Below are 22,202 nucleotides of genomic sequence, written 5' to 3' on the forward strand. Positions count from 1 at the left end.
TCTTTCTATTTTAATTATTCGCTTCTCTTTCCATATCCATTCTCTTATTTTCTTTTTCTACTGTCATAAGTCCTAAAAGAACAGTGATTACAACTCCAAGGATTACAGGAATTGTAATATACATACTAAAGATCATATTAATTGCTCCACTTGTCTGAGTTGCTGCTGTTCCAACATAGCCGGATGCATTTAACAGCCAGCCAACTGCTGCTGTTCCTATACCACCACCAACTTTTACTCCAAGTGATGAGCAGCTAAACATCATACCATCAATATGTACACCTTTTGTACGATATGTATATCCACTGATTTCTGCAATCAATGCATTTAATGTACCTGACATTGTTCCTGCAAAAGTTCCTTTTAAGAACATAAACAGAAGCATCATTGGAAGATTCTTCTGCATTGCAAAGAAGATTAAGAAAATACCTAAAATATCACTAATGACATATCCCCAGAAGTTAACTTTCTGCATACTTCCAGTCTTCTTTACTAATATAGGTGTAAAAATCAATGCAATAATAACTGGGAACATCTTCATCATTGAGAATAAGCCCAGTAATGAACCATCACCAAGTACCTGTTTCATAAAGTAAACAGCTGAACCTGTTGTTAAGTTACTCATAAAATAATATACAATATAGATTGCTACTATTAAAATATAATACTTATTGCTAAAAAGAAGTTTTAAAGATTCTCCAAAACTAATCTTATCATCTTGTGTCTTTGACTCTACTTCAACTACAATATTTTCATCCTCTGGTAATTCTTTTACACAAAGACAACTAATGGTATTTACTACAAGACCGATTGTTCCACAAATAATCGCAACCATTCTCCATCCGGCAGCTCCACCACCAAATGCCTCTACTCCATTTGTTACTGCAAATCCCATTACAATATTTGTTGCAACAGCAAACATAAAACGAATAGAACCAAGTTGAACACGCTCATTCTTATTTCTAGTGATGAGTGCTGATAATGCTGAGTATGCAATTCCATTTGCTGTATAGAATATAGCATTCAATGCTGTATAAAAAGCAAAGAAATAGGCATATTGTGCTGTTGTTCCAAGCCCGCCCGGAATAGAGAACAGCAATACTAAGCATAATGATACACCGATTTGAGCGTATAACATCCACGGTCTTGCTTTTCCTAGTTTTGATTTCGTACGGTCAATCAAGTTACCAAATATAACATCTGAAATTCCATCTAAGAATTTAGATACTAACATCAATGTTCCGATGATTCCTGTGTTTAATCCCATTGTATCTGACAGATACAAAAGCACAAAGCTGGATACTAATCCATAACTTGTGTTTGAAGCTAAATCGCCTGCTCCATAGGCTATTTTCTGATACCATTTCAAGTATTTCTTTTCTGTTTCACGCATTACTTTGTAACCTCCTTATTCCTCGGCACAATTATTTTTCATTTCATAAACGCTTATGTTTTTATAATATTACTTTAATAAATTATGTCTTATAATACTACAACATATATGATAGAATATATTTAAATTCTTATCATATTCGTGAATGAAACGGAGGACTTATTGAAATGGCTTCATCCTATACAGTTAATAATATTATCGAACAGGATAATTTAAATAGTGGCATTAACTCTTATATCAAGATACTGACACCTATTCAGTTCACTCTCGAAACATGCTGTCAGTCAGATGATAATGCTTATCTCAATTTCTTGATGACCTCACCACGGGAAAATACTTTTTATCATTTTCAAACAAAAAAAGAAATCCACCAATTTAATAACCGTGCCCCACATATCCACGACTTCTATGAATTATTAATTGTTTTAGACGGAGAAATCCACCAGCAGATAGAACAATCTGACCTAGTGTTTCATAGTGGAAACTGTTGCTTGATGAACCATAATATCGTCCATAAGGAAGTCTTTTCTTCAGATGCAACACTCTTATTTATAGGTATGTCAAAAGAACTTGTAAAACAACTGTCTGATGATGAACAGAAAGTATATTTTCCAGATATCGAAATGCCAGGGAGGAATCCTATATTAAAGTTTCTTACAGACAACCTGGATAATCCTGATACAAAAGAATATTTAGATTTTCTTCCCGCCCTTAATAATAAAGACTGGCACCACACTCTTCACGCAATTACTGACAATATTTTACGTGCAATTATGTTTCCAAAACTTGGTTCCACTTATATTATAAAGGGTATGCTTTTAGAATTGTTTGACTATCTGGCAGATCCTACACATTTTCACTTTACACCGGTTCACGTAGAAGCTGACAATGATTTTATATTATTTTCTCATATTTGCCATTTATTAGAAGATACAGATGGAAGAATCTCTCGCTCCGAATTGGAACAAATATTAAACTATAGTGGCAATTATCTGAACACCATTGTTAAAAAATATACCCACAAATGTCTGTTTGATTATGGGCAAACTTTCTGTATGAAAAAAGCTGCTACATTACTAAAAGAAACAACTTCTTCTATTTCAGAAATTATGGAAGAATTACATTTTACTAATACAACTCATTTTTATAAATGTTTCAAAGAACACTATCATATGACTCCAAATCAATTTAGAATCTCTAGCAAAAACAAACATTGAAAATAAGCCTGGTAAATGATCTTTTAAAATCATCTACCAGGCCTTTTATTTATCCTTATCTTACACCCCGATCAGCCTCTCTCCGGCTTATCTTTTCCATCTACCGCTTGCTTGCTTCTTCAATTATTTCTTGAAATCAGTTGTATAAGACCCACATAACGTTTCTACCTATAGAGGGATTTACTTTTAGGGCAAAATACGCCCAGAGTAACTCTTATTTCCTATCATCTACTGAATACAATAGAATGGGATAATGCATTTTCATTGGAGCCATCTTCTGAATTCGGATAATAATATACTTTTACCTCCTCTCCTATCTCATATTTATCCTCAAAATCTCCAAATGGCTTTATCCAATATACATTCTCAAATTCGTCTTTTATAGCAATATTATTGGGATAATTAATTTGTACAACATATCCTGATATACTTTGTATTTCTGACAAATATAAAATAGTCAATAATCCTAGTAGTAAAATTAAAATTGAGGTTGCTTTTATAACGTCTTTTTTCACATATTTTCGTATTTTCATATTGCTCCTTCAATATTTATATCTTGATCTTAAACTTACGAAATCGGATCTACTAATTGAACATACTAAAAAAACATACTATTCCCTAAATCACTCTATTCCTCGAAAATAATATGTCTTATGTTCACTACATTTTTGATTTTATCATTTCTCCATTTTATGCACAATATTTTCAACGATTCATTTATATTTTCAGCAAAACTTACAATTCCCACTTGGTTATTTTATATATCTTTCCCTGTTTCTTTGCAACCTCACAGCGGTGTTTATACAAACGCAAAAGGACAGATTTCCTCTTCTTTGGTATTTCTGGATTCTCCTTTTTCGGTGGCAGATTGTTGATTCTTCCATACCGAAAACCGTTCTTTGGTAGCTCCCTTCTGTTTTTCCTGTTCATTGAACTTCTAGATCTGCTCATAATTCTCTGCCTTTACCTCCTGAACTAATTCCCCTAATTCGTTATAAGGCATGTGTTTTAATTTCTTTCCAATCTCCGTATCCTTCACATCTGTTATTGAGAGGGTATGGGAGATCCCCATCAAGATAAATCCCATAGGATGACAGGATGCCAAATGGCAATACCGTTAAATATGGGTGGATCTTGCTCTTATTTGTCCCCCTCTATATAACGAAACGCTCAGAGACTGTTTTACAGTGGGGGAAAAGAAAAATATCAAAAAATTGATGATTAATGGTGAGCTTGTGATAGAATAGAAAAAAGAGAAAAGCATAAAGGATGTAGTTGTGGAGAATATTTGTTATGATTAGAAAGATGCTGAACGGAGATATCGATAGAGTTGCTGACATATGGTTAAAGACAAATCTGAAAGCACATTATTTTATTTCCAATCAATACTGGAAAAGTAATTATGAATTAGTGAAAGAAATGATGTCGCAATCCGAAGTCTATGTGTATGAAGATGATAAAATGATTCAAGGATTTGTAGGATTAAATGATGAATATATCGAAGGTATTTTTGTCTCTGATGAGATGCAGTCATGTGGCATAGGTAAGCTTTTATTGGATTATATCAAGGATAAAAAAGAAAGATTACAATTAAATGTATACCAAAAGAATGCCAGAGCAATTTCTTTTTACCAAAGAGAAGGGTTCATTATTCAATGTGAAGGTTTGGATGAAGCCACTGGTGAAAAAGAATACACTATGCTATGGAAACGAAAATAGAAATCGGGATTGACCGAACTGAAGGTGAAGAATGCTTCTTGTCTAAAGGGCAAGAAGATGGGGATTAGAAAGTGTTTTTTACAAGGAGATGATTAAGTGAATGATCAATTCATACAAGGAGTAATATTTGATTGGGATAAAATTGATAAGGATAGTTATCTGAAGGAAATCAGGGCTTTTAAGGGAGTTGAAAAACTTGATTTTAACAAACCAATTACTTTTTTTGTAGGGGAAAATGGCAGCGGTAAATCAACTTTATTGGAAGCACTTGCCGTAGCACATGGTTTTAATCCTGAGGGTGGAACGAAGAATTATGTTTTTTCTACGCATGATACACATTCAGAGTTGTGTGATGCGATAAGAATTGCCAAAGGCTATCGGAAGGAAAAGTGGGGATATTTTCTCAGGGCAGAAAGCTTTTATAATGTTGCAACGCAGGAAGAAGAATATGCAGATATTACACATCCTTCCGCTAAATATCATGAAAAATCACATGGAGAGAGTTTTCTCGCATTAGCACAGAATAATATGAATCCAAATGGCTTATATCTTTTTGACGAGCCGGAAGCTGCATTATCGCCGCAGAGACAGCTTACATTGTTGATGCAAATATACAGATGTGCAAAAGAGGGAGCACAGTTTATTATAGTTACGCATTCGCCAATTTTGTTAGGAATACCAAATGCAGATATCTATTGTTTTGATAATGGACGCATACATCTGTGCGAATATGAGGATACAGAGAGTTACCAGGTAACAGAAATGTTTATAAATAATAGGCAGATGCTGTTGGATAGATTACTAACAGATTAGATAATAAAGAAATCGATAAATTCAAGTTTATGAAAGCATAGAGTGTATGGATTCAAATTCCCATATACTCTGTCATAATCCATATACTGTCTGCTAATAGTATATGCAAGATGCCGCTTTCAAAAACAAAATTTTTTTTATTTTTTGAAAGTGGAAATTATGTAAAGACAACCTGATTCTTTACTTAATTTCAGGAAAAATGCAGAAATCGCAAAAAACTGGCTTTTGACCACTGTAAAACATGCTCTGAGCGTTTCGTTATATGAAGGGATAATTTTTCTTTCATATTTCAAAGAACAGAGGATAAAGAAATGTCACCATTTTATTATATCCATATTTACATTCTGCAATCTGCCTATTTCGGGAACTACTCCCTGTGCACACCATTCATATGTATTGTCTGTGCCATGCCTTTCTTTACAATCTTCGAAAATATATATCCTGTCAGAACCGATATGTCTTCCGAAAAAGCGGATAAATTCATTAATCTGCTCGTCAGGTGTATGGTAATTAAGTGCGGATCTAAGTGCTTCATTTATGACCAGTTCATACTTTATGATTGTCTTCATGTTGTTTTCCTCCTGAATGTCTTTCTTATCTTACTTTTTTACATTCAAGCCAGACGGAAAGTCCTTCTTTTATTTTCTGTTCTTCCACAGGTTTCATAAAAAAATATTCTATCCGCAGTCTGAACGCATGAAGCGAAAAATCAAGGTCACTGCACCAGATGATTCCACATTTCGGATACAGGGAACGAAGATGTTCTGCGACATTCAGACCGGACACCCCCGATAATGCGAGAAGCACCACTGTCGGTACTGTTTTCAATGTCCATGCAAAAAATTGTTCTTGATTCTGATAAATTTCAATCAGCGGAAAAATATGCTTCTCTTTGAAGTAATTTCTGATATATTCCGCACTGTCTTGTCCTTCCTGTTCCTGGTCGGTCAATATAGCAATACAATACACAACACCCCTCCCTTTCCGTTTAATGTACTTTCATTTATTATTTTCATTATAAAAAAGTCAGAAACTATTTCAACAATCCTGTCACGAAATGACAGAAAATGACACGAATTACAACTCCGTGGTATTGTTTTGTGATATACTGTTACCAGAACGTTTTCGAAATAACTACACCACTTGCTTGTCTGCGGATTCGATTGCACAGATGAAAAAATGTCACTGTGAACGAAGTGTGCAGTAACGAAAAAGTCTCAGCAAGCGGAATTTTATAAATATATAAGGAAGATTTAGTGTGAAAATTGCAATTGTTGATGATATTTCAGAAGAACGGACACTGCTGCGAAACAGACTGGAATCTCAGTTTTCCAGACGCAATGTCCTTGCAGATATATTTGAATATGAAAATGGAGAAACTTTCCTCACTTCAGCGAAGGAATGTCCTTTCACTGTAGTGTTTCTGGATATTTATATGAATGGATTTAGCGGAATTGATACAGCAAAAGAACTTCGAAAATCAGACACTGACTGTCTGCTGATCTTTACAACGACTTCCACTGACCACGCATTAGAGGGATTTCAGGTCCGGGCTCTGCATTATCTTGTAAAACCCTACAGTGAAAATGATATTTCCGCACTGGCAGATGAAATCCTTTCCCGCATCCCGGATTCCGGGAAATACATAGATGTAAAGGTAAACGGCAGTAATATTCAGATTCCTTTCCGGGAAATAATCTACGCTGAACATTTTTCCCACATGATCCACATCCACACTGCTGGTGAAAGGGAACTGGTCACCCGCCAGTCCTTTGATTCCTTCACAACCTCCCTGAAAATGGACTCACGTTTCTATCAATGTAACCGGGGCGTTGTGATCAATCTGGAGCATGCCGTTGATTTTGACGGATCATGCTTTCGCCTTGATAACGGAAGTAATGTCCCCGTCAGCCGGAAGCTGCTCAAAAATGCCAGACAAACATTTATGGAATTTCTGTTCCAAAGGAGGTGCCTGTGACTTTGCCTATTCTACCGGCTATGTCCGTATTTAATATAATGTCTCCGTCATTAAAACTACTATATGATAATTAGGGAGACTGTCCGCCCCGGATAATCTCCCCAATTTCTACATTCTCTTCTCTTAGTCATTTACTATTTTTTCTTTGACTTCTTCCCTTTATTATTCGGTTCTTCCCTTTGTCTCGTTTTTCTAATATTCTTCCAACTGTCATAGCTACCAGAATAAATATACAAAGCACAGCGCCTATAGTAGCTATAAGAATCTCGATTGGACTGTCTATTGGTTCTATTTTATATTTACCTTTTGAAGTTCGATAAACAGTTATAGTGTCTTCATCTCCTATTTTAACTCTATGATAAACGGTGCCTCTTCCTTTATAAGTTTCCCCTTCAACTTCATATGATTACTTCCTATTAGGAACACTGTAAATACAAGGCTTTTCGGAGCCTACAAACCAGAAAAAATAATATTTGATCTATCACATTACGCAAAAAGCCGTCCGGCATGAGAAACGGGCGGCTTTTTTGCGTGGATAGACGGAAAGGAGGCGCAAAAATAACTACAAAATTTTAGCGTTCAAATTTGTGCAACTTTAACGAAAAGGAGGATCGTAAATGGCCGATGAAAAACTGAATACTGGCCCTGCGGAGAATATTTCCCCGGAGGCCGCCGAGCCTATCGCCACACCCGAACAGGCCGCAGCATCTGAACCCCAGCAGGAACAGACCGGGCCTGCCATACCTGGGCCCGGCGATGTGGTTGTGTCCTTTGACAAAATCAATGAGCTTATGGCAGAAAAGAGACAGAACGCCCGCGCCGAAGTCGAAAAGGCGGAAACCCCCGAAGCGCCGGAGGCGGCAGCCCCCGGAGAAACACCGCAGCCCGCCAATACGGAGGAACCGAAAAAGCCGCGCCGTGGCCGTCCGCCGAAAGCAGAAAAGGCCGCGACTGAAAATCAAAAATCGGAGAAATTGGCTGGGGCCCGCAAGGGCCGCCCACCCAAGGCGGATAAGACGGCCCTTGACAAGCCCAAGCCGTCCAAACGAGACAAAGTGTCCCGAAGTGACGGAAAGGCCCCGGATGCCAAGGAGCCCATTAAGCCCGCACAGGATACGGCACCGAAGGAAACTGCTACTGCGGAACAGACGGCTCCCGAGCCGACCACACCGCCCCGCCCGGTTGAGGAAGGCAAGCTGGTTTATCTAAAACTTTCCGAGGTTCATCCGTTTCACACATTCCGTCCGCACCCCTTTAAGGTACGGGACGATGCGAAGATGCAGGAAATCGTTGCTTCTATCCGCGTAAACGGTGTAATGGTTCCCGGTCTTGCCCGCCCGGAGAAAGACGGAAACGGCTATGAAATTGTAGCGGGCCATCGCCGTACCCACGGCAGTGAACTGGCGGGGCTGGAGGAAATGCCCTTTATTGTCCGTGAAATGACCGACCACGAAGCGGTGCAGGCCATGAAGGACAGCAACAAGCAGCGTGACGGGATGCTCCCCAGTGAATTGGCCGCGCTGCTGGAACTTGAGGTTGAGGACATTAAGCATCAGGGCGGGCGGCTGAAAGGCGTTGCGGAAGGCGATGTTGGAAAACGCTCGGTTGAGATTGTGGGCGAGGCGCATGAGATGAACTATAAAAAGGTCATGCGCTACTTGCGGCTCAACTCTCTTGTGCCGGAGCTTCTGGATAAGGTAGACGATAAAAAGATGGGCTTTATGCCTGCCGTGGAACTGTCCTACATCAAACCGAAAAATCAGAGGCTTATTGCTGTTTCCATTGACGGGGAGCAGGCTTCGCCCTCGCTGGCCCAAGCTAAACGGCTCCGGGAGCTGGATAAGGAAGGCAAGCTCAACGGCGATGTCATTGACGGCATCTTATCAGAACAGAAAAAGGAGGATCGAGGCGTGATTATTTCTACTGCGGAACTGGAAAAGTATTTTGGCAAGGAGGTCACTCCCGCCAAAATGAAAGAACAGATTATGTCCCTGCTGGATGACTGGAAAGAAAAACAGCCGCCGGAGCTGGCAAAAGCCCCGAAAAAGCAGGAACTTGACAAGTAACAACTTCGAGACACTTTGTCCCGAGGGCCCCGCCCTCGCGCAGAGGCTCTGGTGGTATATATCCCCCGTCGCCGCCTGTTTTTTAGTACAGCCGGGAGTGGGCCGTCAAGGGTGCAGCGCACCGCCGTTTTCGGCGGCTCGCCCTTGACGGTCTGCCCCGGCTGTGCTATTTCCCCGGCAAGCGGCGGGGGTATATCCTCCAGAGCCGCCCCCTTTCCCAAGACTGGGAAAGGGCGTGGGGTTTGGGTTGAACTTTCTTATTAAAATATCGGAGGTATGAACGATGAAACGACCCCTTGCTTATATCACCGCTGCATGGCTCGGCGGCGATAGCGAAAACGCAGAACTGGCGGCGCAGTATTGCCGCACCGTGTATGAGGCAGGCTTTTCTCCTATTTGCCCGCCCCTGTACTTGCCCCTGTTTCTCAATGATGCTGTTCCCGAGGAGCATAAAAGCGGCATCGACATGAGCCGTGACCTGCTCCGCCGTTCTCATGTGCTGGTTGTTTGCGGGCACAGTATGACCGAAGCCATGAAAAATGACATCGCCGTGGCCCAGCGGCTGGGAATTACGGCAACAACCCTTGAGGGCATCCTGACCGTCAAGGGACAGGGCCGCCGCTAATGGCAACCCTGTTTGAAGCCTACGTTACCAACGCCGGAAAGTACAGCGAGGGCCAGCTTGTGGGTGAAACACTGAAATTTCCCACAACCGCCCAGGAGGTGGAGGCTCTCTTGAAACGGATCGGCGTGGATGGCGTCCGCTATCAGGAAATTTTTATTACCTCTTTCGATGGGGATGTGCTGGGGCTCTATGACCATTTGAGCGAGTATGAAAATCTGGACGAGCTTAATCATCTGGCCTGCCTGCTTTCCGAGCTTACCTCATCGGAGCTGGAAACACTGGAGGCCGTCCTCGACAGCGGCGATCACTGTTCTTCGGTGCGGGACATCATCAATCTGACACAAAATCTGGACTGTTACGGCTTTTACCCCGGCGTATCCGATGAGGAAACGCTGGGGCGTATTTATGTGGACGATCTGGAAATGTTGGATGTGCCGGATCAGGTAAAACCGTATTTCGATTATGAGGCGTATGGCCGGGATGCCTGCATCCACGAGAACGGCCATTTTGCCCCGGGCGGCTATGTTGTCAAAGAAAGCGATCATTTCGTGGAAGTGTATCACGGCTTGCAGGATATTCCAAAGGAGCATAAGGTATTCTCTTTCCCGAAGCTCTCTATCCGGGAGCAAATGGCCGCTTATCAGGAAATCATAGACGGTTCTTCTTTGGAGGGCTACCGTCAAATGCAGAAAAAAGACCGTGGGGATCGGTGATGGCACTTCGAGACAAATTGTCCCAAGGAAGGAGGTGGTGTAACTGATTGATGAAGATATTTCCCGGCGCACGATAGCCATATCCGTAAAAACAACCAAGCTGACGGCGCGGGGACTGGCGTATGTGCTGGGCATGGTGGGCCGGAAGATCCGCAAGGCATACCGTGGGCGGCAAGTACCGCATGGAAAACAAAGTGTGCGAAAGCTCATGGCCCACGGTACAGCCACCAACAGCATTGAGCTATCCGGGGATGCCAAGTCCTTTGACCGCGTGGCCCGGAAATGGAATGTAGACTATGCGTTCTATAAAACCGGGCCTGACAAATACCTGCTGTTTTTCAAGGCTGGACAGGCAGACGCAATGACCGCCTGCTTTTCTGAGTATTCCCGGAAGGTGTTAAGCAAAGCAAAATCGAACCGTGTTCCCATCCGGGAACAACTGCAACAGGCGGCAGATCAGCTTTCCAAAGAAAAGCCGAAGCAGAAAGAACGTGCAAAGGAGGTGGCCCATGAGGACAGATAAGATCAGAAAATATCTCATTCCGAACATTCCCTATCTGTTCATCCTGTGGGCGTTCCTCAAGCTGGGAACGGCCTACCGGCTGGCAGCGGGTAACGATTTTGCACATAAGCTCATCGGGCTGGGCCAGACGATTGGCCCGGCCTTTGCTGACTTTGCACCCGGTCTTGCTCCGCTGGATTGGCTTGTTGGTATTGTAGGCGCAGTTGGTTTCCGGCTGCTGATCTATTTCAAAAGCAAGAACGCTAAGAAGTTTCGGCGGGATGCAGAATACGGCAGCGCCCGGTGGGGAACGGAAAAAGACATCAAACCATTTGTTGATCCAAGGTTTGAAAACAACGTGATTTTGACCGGGACGGAGTTTCTCACGATGAACACCCGCCCTAAAATTCCCGCAAATGCCAGAAACCTGAATTGCTGTATTATCGGCTCATCCGGCTCCGGCAAAACCCGCTTTTGGCTCACGCCCCAGCTTTTACAGGCTCATTCCTCTTATGTGGTGGTCGATCCCAAAGGCGGTGTGCTGGGACAGGTCGGAGCTTTCCTGCAAAAACGCGGGTACAAAATCAAGGTATTCAACAGCATAGATTTTTCAAAATCCATGCACTATAACCCGCTGGCGTATATCCGCAACGAGGCTGATATTCTGAAATTCGTGGATGCCCTGATTTCCAACACAAAGGGCGAAGGCAAGGAAGGCGATCCATTCTGGACGAAATCGGAAACGCTTTTATACTGCGCCCTGATTGCCTACATCATTTTCGAGGGGCCTGCTGAGGATCGGAACATGAATACCCTTGTGGATATGATTTCCGGCATGGAGGTCAAGGAGGATGACGAGGACTTTATGAACGCGGTGGACTATATGTTTGCCGGGCTTGAAAAGCGCAAGCCGGATTGCTTCGCGGTCAAACAGTATAAAAAGTACAAATTGGCCAGCGGTGTTGTATGCTCTAAAAGACTTCTTAATCAAGCGGTTGGGAAGTCTCTTAGAACACACAACCTAAAACCGAAGAAAGGAGCGCAAGTTATGAGAAAAAACGAGAAAATCACAGCTCTGTACGAACGACTGAGCCGTGATGACTTTGGCAAAGATGATGACCAACAGCGTGAGAGCAACTCCATATCCAATCAAAAAGCAATGTTGGAGGAGTTCGCCGCACGGCAGGGGTTTACGAACATTGTCCATTTCACGGACGATGGCATTAGCGGCACTTGCTTTGACCGTCCCGGATTTCTGGCAATGATGAAAGAGGTTGAAGCCGGAAATGTGGAGTATCTGTGTATCAAGGACATGAGCCGCATGGGTCGTGACTATCTGAAAGTCGGTCAGATTATGGAAATCCTGCGTCAGCGTGGCGTGCGACTTATCGCCATCAATGACGGCGTGGATAGTGCCAGAGGTGACGATGATTTTACCCCTTTCCGCAACATTATGAACGAATACTACGCCAGAGACACCAGCCGTAAAATCCGTTCCACTTTCCAGTCCAAAGGCAAGTCCGGCAAGCACCTCACAGGCACGGTCATTTACGGCTATCTCTGGAACGAAGCCAGAGACCAATGGTTGGTTGACCCCGAAGCCGCTGATGTGGTCAAGCGCATCTTTGCCATGACGATTGAGGGCTACGGTCCGTATCAGATCGCCAGCAAGCTGAAAGAAGAAAAAATTCTCATTCCGTCCGCTTACCTTGCCCAGCACGGCGAGGGCGTGAACAAGAATAAGACTTTCAAAGATGTGTACGGCTGGGGTTCTTCCACCATCTGCAACCTTCTTGAAAAGCGTGAATATCTGGGACACACCATCAATTTCAAGACCCGAAAGCACTTCAAGGACAAGAAAAGCCATTATGTCCCGGAGGACGAATGGACGATTTTTGAGAATACGCACGAAGCTATTATTGACCAGCAGACCTTTGACCTTGTGCAGAAAATCCGTGGGAATGTCAGACGCTACCCGGACGGCTGGGGCGAAGCAGCTCCCCTCACAGGCTTGCTTTATTGTGCCGATTGCGGCGGCAAGATGTATGTCCACCGCACCAATAACGGCAAGCGCATTTCTCAATACACCTGCTCACAGTACACAAAAGTTCCTTGCGGGACACTCTGCAAGACCCAGCACCGTATCAATGAAGATGTGGTACTGTCCCTTGTTTCCGAAATGCTCAAAGCTATTGCCGAGTATGCCAAGCATGACCGAGCCGAGTTTGTCCGTGTGGTGCAGGAAGCGCAGTCCAGCCAGCAGACGGCAGAGGTCAGAAAACAGCGCACACGCCTTGCCACAGCAAAGCAGAGAGTTTCCGAGCTGGAAGTCCTGCTCTGCAAAATCTATGAGGACAACATTTTAGGCAAGCTGTCCGACAGCAGATACGCCACTCTGGACGCTCAATACGAAAAGGAACAGTCCGAGCTTACCGCTGAAATCTCTGTTCTGGAAAAGGCTGTCAAGAGCTATGAGAAGCACGAAAAGGACGCTGACCGTTTTATCGCTCTGATTGACAAATATGAGAACTTCGACAAGCTGACCATTGCCATGCTCAACGAGTTTATCGAGAAAATCCTTGTGCATGAGCGTGACCGCAAGGGCAGTATACAGACCACACAGGAGGTTGAGATTTACTTCAATTTTGTTGGGCGTTTCGTTCCCCCGGCGTTTGGAGAAGTGGAGCTGACCCCGGAGGAATTAGAAGAAATCCGCAAGCGAGAGGAACGCAAGGACAGACTTCATCAGAACTACTTGAAGCGTAAAGCCAGCGGAGCGCAGAAGCGATACGAGGATAAAATCAAGGAGCGGAAAAAGGCAGAAATCGAAGCCAAGAAAGCCGCCATTCGTGCAGAGGACATTGCAAAGGGCGTGTTCGTCCCTGTCAGCAGCTTACCGCAGAGAGAGCCAATGAAAGGAGTACAATCAGCATGAATATCACTTACACACAGAACGGCGATTATCTTATCCCGAACATCGTTATCCGCAAGACCAAGCCCATCGGACACTACGGCAGACTTCGCAAGGCGTATCTGGAAATGCACCGCCCGATACTGTTCAATGAACTGGTGCTATCCGACAAGCTCTTTGAACATTGTGCCGAGATTGACGAAGCGGCACGAAACCGCATGGAGCTGATCGTGCGGTCACTGGCAGAGCAAAACGGTGTGACTGAGCAACTGAAAGCCGATAATCAAATGGAATGGGTGCGGCAGATGAACGCTTGCAAGGCACAGGCAGAGGAGATTGTGAAAGCAGAATTGATTTATGATTGAGTGAGGAAGTCCGGGCAGAAAACTGTTCGGACTTTTCTCATATATTCCAAAGTTGCGATAGAATTGTTCACGAGTTTTATGGTATAATTTGAATGCGAAAAATCGTAGAATTGGAAGTTGGTAGGAGGTTGCTTTATGAGCCTTGATAGGAAAATAAATCGCATTCAATTTCTCTCAGGAAATTCGCTAAAGGTTATTGCTGTACTGACAATGCTTATTGACCATCTATGTAAAATTGTGCTGCAATGGCTGCTATCAAACTACTGGGGGGCTATGGCAGATAACGGGCAAATGTCGTGGGAGAGATTCCGAGAGATAGATTATTTCATACGGTTTGATTTGCAAAGCATTGGGACGATTGCTTTTCCGCTATTCTGTTTTTTGCTGGCAGAAGGATTCCAACACACAAGAAGTAAAAAACGCTATATTGGGTTGATGCTTGCATTTGCCCTTATTTCGGAAGTTCCATTTGACATAGGTTTCTTTAGTGCGTATTCACGAATGGAAGATACATTTCCGTTTTACTTGAAGTATCAAAATGTATTTTTCACCTTGTTTTTAGGCTTATTGACATTGGTATGCCTTGAAAGATTTTCGTGTAAATCAGACCTACCGGTGGATAGAATAAAATCAGCAGTCCTGCAAGTTCTCAGTGTAGTGCTTTTTTCCGGCATTGCGGAAGGAATCCATTGTGACTACGGTATGCAGGGGATCTTATTCATATCAGCATTTTATATTTGCCGTAATCACCGAATCTATCAAGTGTTGCTGTTCCTTTTGGCTTACATGGGGGCAACGGGGAATCAACCGCCTTTATGTACGCTTCTTGCCTGCTTGCTTATTCTGCTATACAACGGAAAGCGTGGTAAACTGAAGCTAAAATACTTCTTCTATGTTTTTTATCCAGCACATATCCTTGTCCTATATTTGATTCAGATAGGACTCGGAAAATACTTACTGAAATGACTAATTGCAGTTTGTCGAGAAATTAAGCCGGAGCAAACCCCTTTAGGAACTAAAGGGCGCACTTCTATACTCTCTGTCGAGAGTAGTGCGTCCTGCGGAGATTCATTCTCCGTCAGCAGAAGAAAACTGCATGACCGAGAATGTTGCGTCACTTCGTTCCGTCAAGGTGGCTACACCCCCTTGCGCCGCTAAAGCGGCTATCCCCTGTGGACTTGCCGTCCGCAAACGGTTTTGACAAACCGTTCGCCGCCAGCAAGTTTGAAAATCAAGAATCTTAATTTGATAAAGGAGTGTGATTCTATGAAAAAGAAATTACCCATAATCCTCTTGGGTGTTATTTTGGCTTGTGTGTTGGTTTTCGGTTTCCTTTATGCAAACAATGACATTGGTAAAACCGCAAACAGTTTAGAAGCAGACATTCGCCAATCTCAAAAAATTTTGGATGATTGGATTGTTGATGGAAGCATTTCCGACACAATGGCTGCATTTATTTCTTACCCACAGGACAAGACAGACCACACTTTTTCTGTCTATGTAAATCGCCCTGGCTTGTCTTTTGGATATTTCTTCCGTGGTGGTGGAGATATAGTTGAGGTTGATGATTACATTGCAGAGTTTGTTGTTGAGGGAAATAACGAAAGGGCATTTATCTCAATGAATACCCAAAATATTGTTCGCCTTGAAGTAGATGATGGCAACGGCATTCAGGTGATTGATATTGATAGTGGCAAGCCTTTCGCCATTGTCCTGCCCCTCAATGTAGGAAACATCTGTTTCTATGATACGAATGGAAATGTTGTGGAATATCTTCGCCAACAACTTTGACCAACTTCAATTTACCGAACTGAACACAACAACTGAATACCGAAAAACTGACCGTTGACTGGTCGCAATCTGCGAAAAGTTGACGGTCTTTTTTTATCCCCATTTTCAAAAAAGGAGGTCACGAAAAATGGCAAAACCGAAAAACCTTGAACAGCTCCGAGCCGAAAAGGAACAGGTCGAGACACAGCTTGCACAGGAACAGCACAAGCTGGAGCGTCTGGAGAACAGAAAGAAGTATCTGGAGAAAGGCGAGAGACAAAAGCGCACCCATCGTCTTTGCAATCTGGGCGGCACGATTGAGAGCCTTGCCCCGGAGGTCAAAGATCTCAACCGTGCCGAAATGACGGAGCTGATGGAACACATCTTTTCCCTGTCCGAAGTCCAGCGAGCCGTCCGTCACATGGCGATTACTCACACCAACCAAGCGAACAGAGAAAAGGAGTTGAAAGCCGATGGCACTATTTCATCTGAGCGTCACGCAGACTAAGCGAAGCGCAGGACAGTCCGCTATTGCTTCTGCCGCCTACCGTGCCGGGGAGCGATTGTATAGCGAGTATTACGGCGAATACAGCGACTACACCCGCAAGGGCGGCGTGATCTGCTCCGACATTCTCCTGCCGTCCCATGCACCGCCAGAATACGCAGACCGCCAGACCCTATGGAACGCCGTGGAAAAAGCCGAGCGTGGAAAGAACGCCCAGCTTGCATACAGCTTTGACATTGCCTTGCAGAATGAATTTTCCCTTGAGGAAAACATCGCTCTTGCAAGGCAATTTTTGTTGGAGAACTTTGTGAGCCGTGGCATGGTGGTTGACTTCGCCGTACACCAGCCAGACCGGGAGGACGGCGGCATACCAAACCCGCATTTTCATGTGCTTTGCCCTATCCGCCCCATCGAGCAGAACGGCAAATGGGGACTAAAGCAACGCCGGGTGTATGAGCTGGACGAGGACGGCAACCGTATCCGGGACCAGAACGGAGAGTTTGTTTTCAACGCCGTTCCCACTACCGACTGGGGCAGTCCCGAAACGCTGGAACATTGGCGTGAAGCGTGGGCGGAGATGTGCAATGCCAAGTTTGCGGAAAAAGGTATTGATGTTCGTATCGACCACCGCAGCTATGAACGGCAAGGCGTGGATTTACTTCCCACTATCCATGAAGGCGCAACCGTCCGGGCAATGGAGAAGAAAGGCATACGCACCGAGAAAGGCGAGTTCAACCGCTGGATCAAAGCCACCAATGCCGTTATCCGGGACATTAAGAAGAAAATCGCTCTCCTGTTTGATTGGATTGCCGAAGCAAAAGCGGAGCTTGCCAAGCCGCAGGCACCCGACCTTGTTTCTCTGCTGAACGCCTATTACACCCAGCGCAGAGCCGGGGCATATTCGCAGAAAGGCAAGGTCAGCAACCTAAAAGAGATGAACGAGACTTTCAATTATCTCCGGGCAAACGGCATTTACTCCCTTGAAGATTTGGAAAGCCGTGTCAGCGAACACAGTGCTGCCACAGAGAGCTTGAAGAAAACGCTGGACGAACAGACCGCCCGAATGAAAGCAATTAAGCAGCTCTATGACAGCTCTGCTGCTTTCCAGAGATTGAAGCCTGTCTATGACGGCTTGCAGAAAATCAAGTTTGAGAAACCCAGAGCCAAGTACAAGGCAGAGCATGAAGCGGAATTGATACAGTTCTACGCCGCCAGACGAAAGCTGACCGGGGAGTTCCCGGACGGCAAGGTGGATATGAAAAAACTGTCCGACGAGTATGACGCTCTGGAACAGGCGCACGAAACCACCTATGGCGAGTTTAAGACCGTCAGAGACGATTTACACCGTCTTTGGAAGGTCAAGTCATGCGTAGATACTGCCGCCCGTTTTAACGAGCGCACAGAGGAACAAAAGCTCCAAAATCGACCCCAAACACGACAGAAAAAGGAGGAACTATCCCGATGAATTACACCCAAGCGCAGATTGACCGGGCAAATGTCGTCAGTCTGGAAGATTTTCTCCGTACACAGGGAGAGACGCTTATCAAAAGCGGACGAGAATACCGCTGGAAAGAACATGACAGCCTGACCGTCCGGGGAAACAAATGGTTTCGCCACAGCCAGAGCAAGGGCGGCTATCCCATTGATTTCGTCATGGAATTTTACGGCAAGTCCTTTCCCGAAGCCGTCCAGCTCCTGACCGGCGAAAGCGGCGAGGGGCAGACTGAAGCCAGCACAACACCGCCCACAGCGTTCCACTTGCCCTTGCACAACCGAACAGCCGACAGAGCAATTCAATATCTTTGCGAAAGCCGGGGTCTCAACAAAACGCTTGTTGAGGCTTTTCTTCTTTCCGGGGATATTTATGAGGACGCAAAGCGGCACAATGTTGTGTTTGTCGGCAGAGACCGAAACGGCACACCGAGATACGCCCATGTGCGAGGAACGGCAGACACATTCAGACAGGATATTACCGGGTCTGACAAGTCCTATCCGTTCCGCTATGAGGGAAACGGCAACCAGCTCTTTGTCTTTGAAGCACCGATAGACCTGTTATCGTTTATCTGCCTTTATCCGCAGGATTGGCAGACAAGAAATTATCTTGCCCTGGGCGGCGTTTCGGGCAAAGCCCTTGACCGTTTCCTTTCTGAACGCAAGGACACCCGAAAAGTGTTCCTCTGCCTTGACAGCGACACCGCAGGAAGCGAAGCCTGTACCCGACTGGCACAGGACATTCCCGGCGAGATCGCCGTCATTCGCCTTGTCCCGGCAAGGAAAGACTGGAACGATGTTCTCCGTCAGCAAGGGGACATTCCCAGCCGCAAATTCATAGCCGAGACAATCACGCTGCGAGAGCTGCCCACCGCCCAGCCTGTCCCAATGCTCCGTATGGCAGATGTGGAGCTTACGAGCGTGGATTGGTTATGGTTTCCGTATATTCCCTTTGGAAAGCTGACCATCATACAGGGCAACCCCGGCGAGGGCAAGACCTACTTTGCCATGCGTCTTGCGGCGGCTTGCACCAACCGAAAGCCTTTGCCCGGTATGGAGACAATTGAGCCTTTCAATATCATCTACCAGACCGCAGAGGACGGTCTGGGCGATACCGTCAAGCCCCGGCTGATGGAAGCGGAAGCAGACCTTGAAAGAGTGCTTGTCATTGACGATAGGGACACACCGCTGACCCTTGCCGATGAGCGCATAGCAAGGGCAATCCGGGAAAACAACGCAAGGCTGGTTATCATTGACCCGGTACAGGCGTTTCTGGGCGCAGATGTGGACATGAACCGGGCAAACGAGGTGCGCCCGATATTCCGCAGTCTGGGAGACATTGCACAGGCTACCGGGTGCGCTATCGTGCTGATCGGACACCTCAACAAAGCCGCAGGAACGCAAAGCACCTACCGGGGATTAGGGTCTATCGACATTACGGCGGCAGTCCGCAGTCTGCTCTTTATCGGCAAGCTGAAGGACAGCCCCACAACAAGGGTACTTATCCATGAGAAAAGCTCCCTTGCGCCGCCCGGACAGTCCCTTGCCTTTTCTCTGGGAGACGAGAAAGGCTTTGAGTGGATAGGGGCTTATGACATTACCGCTGACGAGCTTCTTGCCGGGACAGACACCGCAAAGACCGAGAGCAAGACCGCACAGGCGCAAATGCTCATTCTGGAATTGCTTGCAAACGGAAAGCGTATGCCGAGTGCAGAGCTGGAAAAGGCAGTCAATGAGCGTGGGATTTCCTCACGCACCATGAGAACGGCAAAGAGCCGTATCGGGGACAGACTTGTGACCGAGAAAGACGGCACAGCATGGGTCTGCTATCTCCGAGACTGACAACAGGAACACGGCAAGCGTGGCAAAGACGGCAAGGTTTTTATAGATACCTTAATGTTGCCGCCTTGCCTTGTTCCCTCATACCGACACCGCCCGATGATGAACAGTCACCGGGCATTTTTCATTTACAGGAGGATTTTGAATGAACAATACCGCAACCAACACCGCCACTTGCCCGACTGTCAGAAAGCAGATCGGCAAGACCACCTATATCGTCCGTGTCCATTTCAGCGAGACCGCAAAAGAGACGATGGAGGACAAAATCAAGCGTATGCTCCGTGAAGAAGTCCGCAAAATGTGACTTCTTCTTGAATTTGATGAAAAAGTCCTTGACTTTTCGTCTCTGGCAAGACGGCAAAAAGCATTTTAATTTCCTGCGGTGCGCGGCTGGCTCCCTTTGACATCCCGCAGCTTCGTGAAGTCATGGCCTATGACGAATTGGAGCTTGACCGCATCGGAGATCGGAAAACGGCGGTATTCTTCATCATTTCCGATACCACGCAGACCTACAACTTTTTAGTGGCGCTTGCATTTTCGCAGATGTTCAACCTCCTGTGTGAACGGGCGGACAATGTTCACGGTGGCCGCCTGCCGCACCATGTACGGGTGTTGTGGGATGAGGCAGCCAACACGGGACAGGTGCCCCAGCTCGAAAAGCTGGTCGCGGTTATCCGCTCCCGTGAGGTGAGTCTTTGCCTGCTGTATCAGCAGTTGGCGCAGTGCAAGGCCATTTACGATAAACACGCCGAGACAATCCTCGGCAACATGGACAGCGTGGTGTTCCTCGGTGGCCGCGAAGCCAGCACCATCAAGGAAATATCCGAGAACTGGCTGGGAAAAGCCACAATCAGTATGCAGACCGACAGCCGCTCCCGTGGCCAGTCGGAAAGCTACAGTCAAAATACCCAGCGGCTGGGCCGGGAACTGATGACCCCAGCCGAGCTTGCAACCATGCCGGGAGACAAATGTATTTTGCAGCTTCGGGGCCTGCCCCCGTTCTTCTCTCCCAAGTATGATCTGAAACGGCATCCGAACTACCGTTATACGGCGGAGGCCGATAAACAGAAAAACGCTTTTGATCTCGACAGGCTCATTAACCGCCGCAGGCGGCCCGGTCTGAACGAGGCGTGTACGATGTATGAGGTGACTGTGCCGGACGATGCACTCACGGAAGAGGACGAGGACATCCTCAACTATGATGACATCGACGATCCAGACGCCTTTGCATAAATGTTTCGAGACAAAGTGTCCCGAAGTTTGTAACCTGCCGCCTGCATGGGCGGCTTTTTTGTTACCGGAAAAATCCCGGAGAAATGGAGGCTTATATGGCATTTTTCTCATCTGCAATCGACACTTTACAGACCCTCGTTATCGCTCTCGGCGCTGGCCTTGGCGTATGGGGTGTGGTCAATCTGCTGGAGGGCTACGGCTCGGATAACCCGGGCTCCAAGTCCCAGGGCATGAAGCAGTTCATGGCTAATTAAAGGGAACAAAAAGAAAGGAAAAGCACAATCCAGACGGTATCAGCGGCAGGCTACAAGAATAAATTGTGATTTCACAAGATTGGTGCTATAATAAGAGAAAAGTTCCTGCCGGGGCAGCCGCCCCGGTGGTATGGATAGAAAGGCAGGAAAACAATATGCACATCAGCTATAAACCACTCTGGCACACATTGTTAGAGCGTGATATGAGAAAAGAGGATTTAAGGCTTGCCGCTGGTATGACAACAAATATGATTGCCAACATGAGCAAAGAGGGAAAGCACATCAGCATGGATACATTAGCCCGTATCTGCGAAACGCTGAATTGTGAGATTACCGATGTGATTGAGTTAGTACCAGACGAGCCTGCTTCCACAGGAGGTAAGGAACATGAGCGAATTGAAACCAAGAATAACGGAAAACGGAATTGATTATATCCTTGTCGGAGATTACTACATCCCGGACTTGAAACTGCCGGAGGAACACCGCCCTATCGGAAAGTACGGACGGATGCACCGAGAATATTTAAGGGAAGTCCACCCAGCCAGATTGAATACATTGATACTGACCGGAGAATTGTGGACATATCTTGCAGACCTGAATGAACAGGCACAGGAACGGTTAGACACCATCATGGAGCAGATGAAAGCCGCCGAGGGTGTGACAGAGGAATTGAAGCGAATCCAAGAAATAGAATGGGTACAACGATGTAATAATATCCACAACCGGGCAGAAGAAATTGTTTTGTATGAGATGATTTATTCATAACGGTATGGTAGAATGATTATGACAAATTAGAATTTTAGGAGAT

24 protein-coding genes and 1 pseudogene are annotated in these 22,202 nt (G+C 45.4%); 20 read left to right on the forward strand and 5 right to left on the reverse strand.

All coding sequences use genetic code 11. The features are described from left to right. Nucleotides 1–10 precede the first annotated feature (10 nt). On the reverse strand, nucleotides 11–1,393 hold the full coding sequence (locus ACZ47Z_RS15305) for an MFS transporter (RefSeq protein ID WP_054754332.1): 1,383 nt from the start codon (nucleotides 1,391–1,393) through the stop codon (nucleotides 11–13). 167 nt (nucleotides 1,394–1,560) lie between these two features. Here ACZ47Z_RS15305 and ACZ47Z_RS15310 point away from each other — a divergent pair, with 167 nt between their 5' ends. Then, complete coding sequence (locus ACZ47Z_RS15310; protein ID WP_054754331.1) at nucleotides 1,561–2,610, forward strand: helix-turn-helix domain-containing protein; 1,050 nt, start codon at nucleotides 1,561–1,563, stop codon at nucleotides 2,608–2,610. Nucleotides 2,611–2,834: 224 nt separating this feature from the next. Here the strand turns inward: ACZ47Z_RS15310 and ACZ47Z_RS15315 are convergent, their stop codons facing one another. Beyond that, the gene (locus ACZ47Z_RS15315) at nucleotides 2,835–3,143 is read right to left on the reverse strand and encodes a hypothetical protein (protein ID WP_117861345.1); all 309 of its coding nucleotides are present in this window, start codon (nucleotides 3,141–3,143) and stop codon (nucleotides 2,835–2,837) included. 404 nt (nucleotides 3,144–3,547) lie between these two features. Beyond that, entirely contained in the window at nucleotides 3,548–3,682 is a 135-nt protein-coding gene (locus ACZ47Z_RS15320; RefSeq protein ID WP_270347138.1) for a hypothetical protein, read from the reverse strand. Between the two features lie 221 nt (nucleotides 3,683–3,903). Here ACZ47Z_RS15320 and ACZ47Z_RS15325 point away from each other — a divergent pair, with 221 nt between their 5' ends. Beyond that, on the forward strand, nucleotides 3,904–4,329 hold the full coding sequence (locus ACZ47Z_RS15325) for a GNAT family N-acetyltransferase (RefSeq protein ID WP_054754432.1): 426 nt from the start codon (nucleotides 3,904–3,906) through the stop codon (nucleotides 4,327–4,329). A gap of 96 nt (nucleotides 4,330–4,425) precedes the next feature. Continuing rightward, nucleotides 4,426–5,142 carry an AAA family ATPase gene (locus ACZ47Z_RS15330; protein WP_464525720.1) on the forward strand — a complete coding sequence of 239 codons (717 nt, stop codon included), beginning with the start codon at nucleotides 4,426–4,428 and terminating at the stop codon, nucleotides 5,140–5,142. A 314-nt stretch (nucleotides 5,143–5,456) separates the two neighbouring features. Here the strand turns inward: ACZ47Z_RS15330 and ACZ47Z_RS15335 are convergent, their stop codons facing one another. Beyond that, nucleotides 5,457–5,711: a hypothetical protein gene (locus ACZ47Z_RS15335; RefSeq protein ID WP_054754219.1), complete on the reverse strand. Its 255-nt coding sequence runs from the start codon at nucleotides 5,709–5,711 to the stop codon at nucleotides 5,457–5,459. Nucleotides 5,712–5,736: 25 nt separating this feature from the next. Next, the gene (locus ACZ47Z_RS15340) at nucleotides 5,737–6,111 is read right to left on the reverse strand and encodes a response regulator (RefSeq protein ID WP_117498360.1); all 375 of its coding nucleotides are present in this window, start codon (nucleotides 6,109–6,111) and stop codon (nucleotides 5,737–5,739) included. Nucleotides 6,112–6,400: 289 nt separating this feature from the next. Between ACZ47Z_RS15340 and ACZ47Z_RS15345 the strand changes: the two genes are divergently transcribed. The 17 genes and pseudogenes from ACZ47Z_RS15345 to ACZ47Z_RS15425 all read left to right on the forward strand — a co-directional run bounded on the left by ACZ47Z_RS15345 (nucleotide 6,401) and on the right by ACZ47Z_RS15425 (nucleotide 22,159). Continuing rightward, nucleotides 6,401–7,120 carry a LytR/AlgR family response regulator transcription factor gene (locus ACZ47Z_RS15345; RefSeq protein ID WP_054754217.1) on the forward strand — a complete coding sequence of 240 codons (720 nt, stop codon included), beginning with the start codon at nucleotides 6,401–6,403 and terminating at the stop codon, nucleotides 7,118–7,120. Between the two features lie 617 nt (nucleotides 7,121–7,737). Next, nucleotides 7,738–9,186 (forward strand): ParB/RepB/Spo0J family partition protein, encoded by a 1,449-nt coding sequence (locus tag ACZ47Z_RS15350; protein WP_464525721.1) that lies wholly within the window; start codon nucleotides 7,738–7,740, stop codon nucleotides 9,184–9,186. A gap of 283 nt (nucleotides 9,187–9,469) precedes the next feature. After that, nucleotides 9,470–9,811 (forward strand): DUF7768 domain-containing protein, encoded by a 342-nt coding sequence (locus ACZ47Z_RS15355; protein ID WP_003020223.1) that lies wholly within the window; start codon nucleotides 9,470–9,472, stop codon nucleotides 9,809–9,811. After that, entirely contained in the window at nucleotides 9,811–10,524 is a 714-nt protein-coding gene (locus ACZ47Z_RS15360) for an antirestriction protein ArdA (RefSeq protein ID WP_014080243.1), read from the forward strand. Before ACZ47Z_RS15355 ends, ACZ47Z_RS15360 begins: the two co-directional genes overlap by 1 nt. A gap of 115 nt (nucleotides 10,525–10,639) precedes the next feature. Next, complete coding sequence (locus ACZ47Z_RS15365; protein ID WP_330368563.1) at nucleotides 10,640–11,047, forward strand: PcfB family protein; 408 nt, start codon at nucleotides 10,640–10,642, stop codon at nucleotides 11,045–11,047. Beyond that, the gene (locus ACZ47Z_RS15370; RefSeq protein ID WP_464525722.1) at nucleotides 11,034–13,961 is read left to right on the forward strand and encodes a DUF4368 domain-containing protein; all 2,928 of its coding nucleotides are present in this window, start codon (nucleotides 11,034–11,036) and stop codon (nucleotides 13,959–13,961) included. Before ACZ47Z_RS15365 ends, ACZ47Z_RS15370 begins: the two co-directional genes overlap by 14 nt. Next, nucleotides 13,958–14,302: a TnpV protein gene (locus ACZ47Z_RS15375; RefSeq protein ID WP_033119194.1), complete on the forward strand. Its 345-nt coding sequence runs from the start codon at nucleotides 13,958–13,960 to the stop codon at nucleotides 14,300–14,302. Before ACZ47Z_RS15370 ends, ACZ47Z_RS15375 begins: the two co-directional genes overlap by 4 nt. A gap of 135 nt (nucleotides 14,303–14,437) precedes the next feature. Beyond that, nucleotides 14,438–15,268: a TraX family protein gene (locus ACZ47Z_RS15380; protein WP_464525723.1), complete on the forward strand. Its 831-nt coding sequence runs from the start codon at nucleotides 14,438–14,440 to the stop codon at nucleotides 15,266–15,268. Between the two features lie 300 nt (nucleotides 15,269–15,568). Further along, nucleotides 15,569–16,093, forward strand: coding sequence for a hypothetical protein (locus ACZ47Z_RS15385; protein WP_015516227.1), 525 nt, complete (start codon nucleotides 15,569–15,571; stop codon nucleotides 16,091–16,093). A 127-nt stretch (nucleotides 16,094–16,220) separates the two neighbouring features. Further along, entirely contained in the window at nucleotides 16,221–16,580 is a 360-nt protein-coding gene (locus ACZ47Z_RS15390) for a DUF3847 domain-containing protein (protein ID WP_097770909.1), read from the forward strand. Beyond that, nucleotides 16,546–18,042: a MobQ family relaxase gene (gene mobQ / locus ACZ47Z_RS15395; protein WP_097770908.1), complete on the forward strand. Its 1,497-nt coding sequence runs from the start codon at nucleotides 16,546–16,548 to the stop codon at nucleotides 18,040–18,042. The genes ACZ47Z_RS15390 and mobQ overlap by 35 nt, the downstream gene beginning before the upstream one ends. Beyond that, nucleotides 18,039–19,910, forward strand: coding sequence for an AAA family ATPase (locus tag ACZ47Z_RS15400; protein ID WP_117844093.1), 1,872 nt, complete (start codon nucleotides 18,039–18,041; stop codon nucleotides 19,908–19,910). The genes mobQ and ACZ47Z_RS15400 overlap by 4 nt, the downstream gene beginning before the upstream one ends. A gap of 142 nt (nucleotides 19,911–20,052) precedes the next feature. Beyond that, entirely contained in the window at nucleotides 20,053–20,211 is a 159-nt protein-coding gene (locus ACZ47Z_RS15405) for a transposon-encoded TnpW family protein (RefSeq protein WP_002596227.1), read from the forward strand. A gap of 41 nt (nucleotides 20,212–20,252) precedes the next feature. Further along, a pseudogene (locus tag ACZ47Z_RS15410) lies at nucleotides 20,253–21,140 on the forward strand (VirD4-like conjugal transfer protein, CD1115 family); the annotation flags it as partial. A gap of 95 nt (nucleotides 21,141–21,235) precedes the next feature. After that, entirely contained in the window at nucleotides 21,236–21,394 is a 159-nt protein-coding gene (locus tag ACZ47Z_RS15415) for a Maff2 family mobile element protein (RefSeq protein WP_097786389.1), read from the forward strand. A gap of 155 nt (nucleotides 21,395–21,549) precedes the next feature. After that, the gene (locus tag ACZ47Z_RS15420) at nucleotides 21,550–21,822 is read left to right on the forward strand and encodes a helix-turn-helix domain-containing protein (protein ID WP_002593556.1); all 273 of its coding nucleotides are present in this window, start codon (nucleotides 21,550–21,552) and stop codon (nucleotides 21,820–21,822) included. Continuing rightward, nucleotides 21,782–22,159: a TnpV protein gene (locus ACZ47Z_RS15425; protein WP_340277574.1), complete on the forward strand. Its 378-nt coding sequence runs from the start codon at nucleotides 21,782–21,784 to the stop codon at nucleotides 22,157–22,159. Before ACZ47Z_RS15420 ends, ACZ47Z_RS15425 begins: the two co-directional genes overlap by 41 nt. The last annotated feature ends 43 nt before the right edge of the window (nucleotides 22,160–22,202 follow it).

The sequence above is a fragment of the Mediterraneibacter faecis genome (assembly GCF_055383675.1).

Excerpts from the sequence above, each read along its gene's own strand:
- ACZ47Z_RS15420 (WP_002593556.1), top strand. The coding sequence starts at position 21,550 with ATGCACATCAGCTATAAACCACTCTGGCACACATTGTTAGAGCGTGAT.
- ACZ47Z_RS15370 (WP_464525722.1), top strand. The coding sequence starts at position 11,034 with ATGAGGACAGATAAGATCAGAAAATATCTCATTCCGAACATTCCCTAT.
- ACZ47Z_RS15400 (WP_117844093.1), top strand. The coding sequence starts at position 18,039 with ATGAATTACACCCAAGCGCAGATTGACCGGGCAAATGTCGTCAGTCTG.
- ACZ47Z_RS15305 (WP_054754332.1), bottom strand. The coding sequence starts at position 1,393 with ATGCGTGAAACAGAAAAGAAATACTTGAAATGGTATCAGAAAATAGCC.
- ACZ47Z_RS15350 (WP_464525721.1), top strand. The coding sequence starts at position 7,738 with ATGGCCGATGAAAAACTGAATACTGGCCCTGCGGAGAATATTTCCCCG.
- ACZ47Z_RS15360 (WP_014080243.1), top strand. The coding sequence starts at position 9,811 with ATGGCAACCCTGTTTGAAGCCTACGTTACCAACGCCGGAAAGTACAGC.
- ACZ47Z_RS15320 (WP_270347138.1), bottom strand. The coding sequence starts at position 3,682 with ATGGGGATCTCCCATACCCTCTCAATAACAGATGTGAAGGATACGGAG.
- ACZ47Z_RS15405 (WP_002596227.1), top strand. The coding sequence starts at position 20,053 with ATGAACAATACCGCAACCAACACCGCCACTTGCCCGACTGTCAGAAAG.
- ACZ47Z_RS15415 (WP_097786389.1), top strand. The coding sequence starts at position 21,236 with ATGGCATTTTTCTCATCTGCAATCGACACTTTACAGACCCTCGTTATC.
- ACZ47Z_RS15355 (WP_003020223.1), top strand. The coding sequence starts at position 9,470 with ATGAAACGACCCCTTGCTTATATCACCGCTGCATGGCTCGGCGGCGAT.
- ACZ47Z_RS15335 (WP_054754219.1), bottom strand. The coding sequence starts at position 5,711 with ATGAAGACAATCATAAAGTATGAACTGGTCATAAATGAAGCACTTAGA.
- ACZ47Z_RS15315 (WP_117861345.1), bottom strand. The coding sequence starts at position 3,143 with ATGAAAATACGAAAATATGTGAAAAAAGACGTTATAAAAGCAACCTCA.
- mobQ (WP_097770908.1), top strand. The coding sequence starts at position 16,546 with ATGGCACTATTTCATCTGAGCGTCACGCAGACTAAGCGAAGCGCAGGA.
- ACZ47Z_RS15425 (WP_340277574.1), top strand. The coding sequence starts at position 21,782 with ATGAGCGAATTGAAACCAAGAATAACGGAAAACGGAATTGATTATATC.
- ACZ47Z_RS15310 (WP_054754331.1), top strand. The coding sequence starts at position 1,561 with ATGGCTTCATCCTATACAGTTAATAATATTATCGAACAGGATAATTTA.
- ACZ47Z_RS15390 (WP_097770909.1), top strand. The coding sequence starts at position 16,221 with ATGGCAAAACCGAAAAACCTTGAACAGCTCCGAGCCGAAAAGGAACAG.
- ACZ47Z_RS15380 (WP_464525723.1), top strand. The coding sequence starts at position 14,438 with ATGAGCCTTGATAGGAAAATAAATCGCATTCAATTTCTCTCAGGAAAT.
- ACZ47Z_RS15385 (WP_015516227.1), top strand. The coding sequence starts at position 15,569 with ATGAAAAAGAAATTACCCATAATCCTCTTGGGTGTTATTTTGGCTTGT.
- ACZ47Z_RS15325 (WP_054754432.1), top strand. The coding sequence starts at position 3,904 with ATGATTAGAAAGATGCTGAACGGAGATATCGATAGAGTTGCTGACATA.
- ACZ47Z_RS15375 (WP_033119194.1), top strand. The coding sequence starts at position 13,958 with ATGAATATCACTTACACACAGAACGGCGATTATCTTATCCCGAACATC.